Genomic DNA, 4,166 nt, shown 5'->3' on the forward strand with positions numbered 1-4,166 from the left:
TGAAGGCCCAGGTCAAGGCGCTCGGCATTGCCGATCGTGTGCGCTTCCTCGGCCAAGTGCCGGACGTTCGCCGGTATTTCTCCGCATTCGATCTGTTTGCGCTCAGCTCAGATCACGAGCCCTTCGGCATGGTGCTGCTCGAAGCCATGGTCGCCGGCGTGCCGGTGATGGCCACCGACTGCGGCGGCGCTCCGGAAGTCGTCGCCGATCCGGCACGGTTGTTCCCGCTGCGTGACGCGGCGGCGCTGGCCGACAAGCTCGTGACCTTCTTCGCGTCGGCACACGCTGCCGACAATGCCTTCGAGCGCTTGAGCCGCCATTTTTCGGATGAAGCCGCCCGGCGGCACTTCTTTTCGCTGCCAATGGTGCGGCAGGGATTGGCGGCATGAGCGCGACGGCAGCGAAGGCCAGCATCGCGCTGGTCGCCTTCAGCTCGCTCGGCGACGGCCTGATCTACCTGATGATGGCCGAGAACCTGCGCCTGAATGGTTTTGCGGTCACCTACTTCGGCAACATCGGCTACCAGTTGCGCGCCTGGCTACCACAGTTCGAGATCTGCCCGTATCCGGCCGCCGAGGAGATGGATGCCGCGCTCGCCGATTTCGACCTCGTCATCATGAGCCCGCCGCAGTTCCTGCGCGACCGGATGGACCCGGCGACGACCGATGCGATGCGCCGCAAGTGGCTGCTGATCTGCCAGAAGACGCCGGACGACTGGCGCTTCGACCTGACCGGCACGAAGCGCGCGACACTCGCGCCGGAAACCTTCGCCGCACTGCAGGGGCTGCTCGACTGCGGCGGTTCCATCCGTGATCGCGACTACACGACCGAAAGCGTCGTCGACATCACGCTCGAATACATGCAGAAGCGCATGGGGCTTGCCCAACTGACACGGACCGTGGCACTGACGCCGCCGGCCGGACTGCAATTGCGCCGCCATCCCCGGCGCATCGTCGTCAGCCCGGATTCGGCCTGGCCGCAGAAGAAGGACTGGCCGCCGCGCGCCTTCCTCAAGCTGTGCCGCGAACTGCAGGCGCAGGGTGACGCGCCGAAGATCGTCGTCGCACCCGCCAACCACGAGCGCTGGCAAAAGATGCCCGGCAACACTTTCGAGACACCGGTCTTCCACGACATCGGCGAACTGGCGGCCTATCTCTACGAGTCCGGCGCCGTGATCGCCAACGATTCGGGCAACGGCCATCTCGCGTCCTTCCTCGGCGTGCCGGTCGTCACCATCTACCGCAAGAAGAATCCGGCCTTCCACTGGCGGCCCGACTGGGCGCCTGTCCGAGTGGTGTGTCCGCGCCTGACCCTGCCCGGCTTCCGTGGCGAGATCTGGAAGCCCTTCGTCGGCGTCGGCGACGTCCTGGCCGCGCGGAGGGCGCTCTCGTGAACGACATCCGGAAGATCCTGGTTATCGACGGCATCGGTGGCGTACCGCTCGGCCGCGAAATCTGCGAAACCCTGGTCGAACTCGGCGTCACCGCGACGCATTTCGACTGCCTGCAGGCCCCGCGCCGCGCGTTCTATGGCGCCCATTCGGCCTATGCCAAGCTGCGCAACCGGGGCACGGACCGCGATGCCTTCTACTTCCTGCCGAAGCTCGTCGAACGCGACCTGCGCGGGCTGATCGCGCGCGAGCAGCCAAGCCACATCCTCGTCGTCGGCTTCATCTACAAGTTCTTCGACCCGCAGCTGCTGCGCCGGTTGGCCGACGAGGCGAAGGCCGGACTGTTCCTCTACGACACCGACACCTGCAACCTCTACGACCGGCGGCGCGAGTTCATCTTCTTCGTCGAACAGGAGCTGCCGGTGTACGACCGGATTTTTTCGTGCTCGGCGGTAACCACGCGCTTCTTCCGTGACACGCGCGGCCTGGACGCGGTCTTCGTTCCGTTCGCCGCGAAACCGGTCACGGTCTGGCGCACGGAGCAGCCGATCGACACGCTCTTTGTCGGCAGCGGCGACCTGCGTCGCATCTTCCTGCTCGAAGGCATCCGCGACCACGTCACGGTACGCGGCAACCGCTGGCTACGCAATTTCCCGCTGATCTCGGCGCCGCTGCGCGCGCGCATTGACGACCGGCCGGTCTGGGGCGAGGAACTGCACGCCTTGCTCAGCCAGTCGAAGATCGTGCTCAACATCACCCGCACCGACTTCTACGGCGCCGAGACCGGCATCAACCTGCGCATCTTCGAGGCACTGGCGGCGGGTTGTTTTCTGCTCACCGACCATTGCGACGAACTGGGCGAACTGTTCCGTATTGGCGAGGAGATCGAGACCTATCGTTCCTCCGGCGAACTGGCCGAGAAAGTGCGCCACTACCTCGCCGATCCGGACGCACGTCAGGCGATCGCGGTTGCCGGACATGCGGCCTTCCTCGCACACCACACCTGGAAATCCCGACTACTGAAGCAGCTGTTGCCAGCCCTACCTCTGCTCGCACCATGAAAACACCAACACTACCTCCGCGCTTGCTCTCACCAACAAACGTCACGGTCGTGCTCAGCTTTATGCTTTCGCTCGTCGCACGTCTGGGCAGCGAGGTCAACCGTGACGGCATGCTCTACATCGCTACGGCACAGGCATTTCTGGATGGCGGTTTCACGGCGGCAAAAGCCAGTTTCGCTTGGCCCTTTCTTTCGATCGCGATCGCCCTGGTTGCAAAAATCACTGGGCTCGGACTAGAAAACGCCGCCTATCTGTTGAACGCCCTGTTCATGGCGGGCACTTGTGCGCTGATTGTTGCCTGCGTATCCCGTCGATCACCTGAGATAGCCTGGCCTGCCGTACTGGTCGTACTTTCACTGCCAGGCGTCAACGAGTATCGTAATGAACTACTTAGGGAATTCGGTTGCTGGTTTTTCATTGCCCTCGCGTGGTGGCTGGCACTGCGGTGGGAAGATCGCCCACGCTGGACTGGCGCAATTGCAGTACAGGCTGCACTGGCCTGCGCGGCATTGTTCCGTCCCGAAGCACTCATTTTGTATGCGTCATTGATAGCATGGCAGTTTTTCGGCGCGCCGCGATCAGACCGCTGGCGACGGCTCGCAATGATTGCACTGCTTCCCCTTGTTGCCGGCGTAGCCCTTCTCGCAGCTTATTTCAGTGGTCAACTGGGAGGTCGTCTGGGAGCTGATCTGGGGCGATTCAGTCTCAATCGCTTCGATGAAAAAACATCTGCGCTCGCTGGCTCTCTCATCGAGTACGCCCGTGGACAAGCGCGGAGTATTCTTTTATTCGGCTCGCTTGCGCTGATCCCTGTAAAGCTAGTTCAAAAGTTCGGAATTCTGCTCCTGCCGCTCGCCTATGTTGCGCTATCAGGAAATATTAAGGAACTGCTTTGCCGCCACGCGCTGTTTGCATGGGGAATCGTTCTGCATCTTCTGGTGCTGTCGATTTTCGTACTTGACCTTCAGTTTCTCGCCGGTCGCTACGTAGGTCTCATTCTCCTTCTGGCAACACCGTTCATTGCTGCGGGCCTGCATCGACTGATCGAGCGGTATCCGCGATGGCGACTCGCCGTTTTCAGTGCTGCAGTACTTCTAGCATGCGCCAACGTCATTTCGACGGGACCTGGCAAGGGACATTTCGCGGAGGCTGGGAAATGGCTAGCAACCAACGCAGCGTCCAGTCGCGTCTACATTGACAGCAGCAGAACCGCCTATCATGCCGGCTGGTCAGGAGCATCTCTTGCCGAAAGGAACCGGCGGGAGGCGATTCGAGATGCAATCGATAGTGGTGAGTTCGATCTCTTCGTGCTTGAGCTCTCCCGCAAGGACCCTCCATGGAACTCGGATTTCTGGACGAGCAGCGTTGTCGTTCTTAAGCGTTTCGAGTCCCGCAACGGGGACGCCGTCATCATCGCACGCCCAAGCGAAAGAACCCCACGCTGATCATTGTAGCAAGCTAGGCATGATCGCCATTCGCGACACACCCCACGTGTCACCTACCCGCCTGCTGGGTTTGTTGAATCTCTAAGTGGCAGCTTAGCACGTGATGATACAGGGCGTAGCTAGGCAGCGGCTGCCCTACCTTCAATCAGCGCCTCGCGCCTGAGAGCAGCCGTTTCCACGCCTTGCGGCCAAAGCGCCGCTTGGCACTTACCTTGAGATCATACGAAAGGAAGTGCCAGCGTTGCCACCAGTGCAATTGCTGACGCAACG

General features: G+C 61.7%; 4 protein-coding genes. All 4 read left to right on the top strand.

Annotation, left to right across the window (positions count from 1 at the left end; translation table 11 throughout):
* A partial coding sequence (locus RKP46_RS11870; RefSeq protein ID WP_311106829.1) for a glycosyltransferase occupies positions 1-389 on the top strand: 389 nt, incomplete at its 5' end.
* Complete coding sequence (locus RKP46_RS11875) at positions 386-1,393, top strand: glycosyltransferase family 9 protein (RefSeq protein ID WP_311106830.1); 1,008 nt, start codon at positions 386-388, stop codon at positions 1,391-1,393. The genes RKP46_RS11870 and RKP46_RS11875, both read left to right, overlap by 4 nt.
* The gene (locus RKP46_RS11880; RefSeq protein WP_311106831.1) at positions 1,390-2,451 is read left to right on the top strand and encodes a glycosyltransferase; all 1,062 of its coding nucleotides are present in this window, start codon (positions 1,390-1,392) and stop codon (positions 2,449-2,451) included. The genes RKP46_RS11875 and RKP46_RS11880 overlap by 4 nt, the downstream gene beginning before the upstream one ends.
* Positions 2,448-3,896: a hypothetical protein gene (locus RKP46_RS11885; RefSeq protein WP_311106832.1), complete on the top strand. Its 1,449-nt coding sequence runs from the start codon at positions 2,448-2,450 to the stop codon at positions 3,894-3,896. The genes RKP46_RS11880 and RKP46_RS11885 overlap by 4 nt, the downstream gene beginning before the upstream one ends.
* Positions 3,897-4,166: the final 270 nt, after the last annotated feature.

The organism is Accumulibacter sp., assembly GCF_031732815.1.
Lineage (GTDB): Bacteria > Pseudomonadota > Gammaproteobacteria > Burkholderiales > Rhodocyclaceae > Accumulibacter.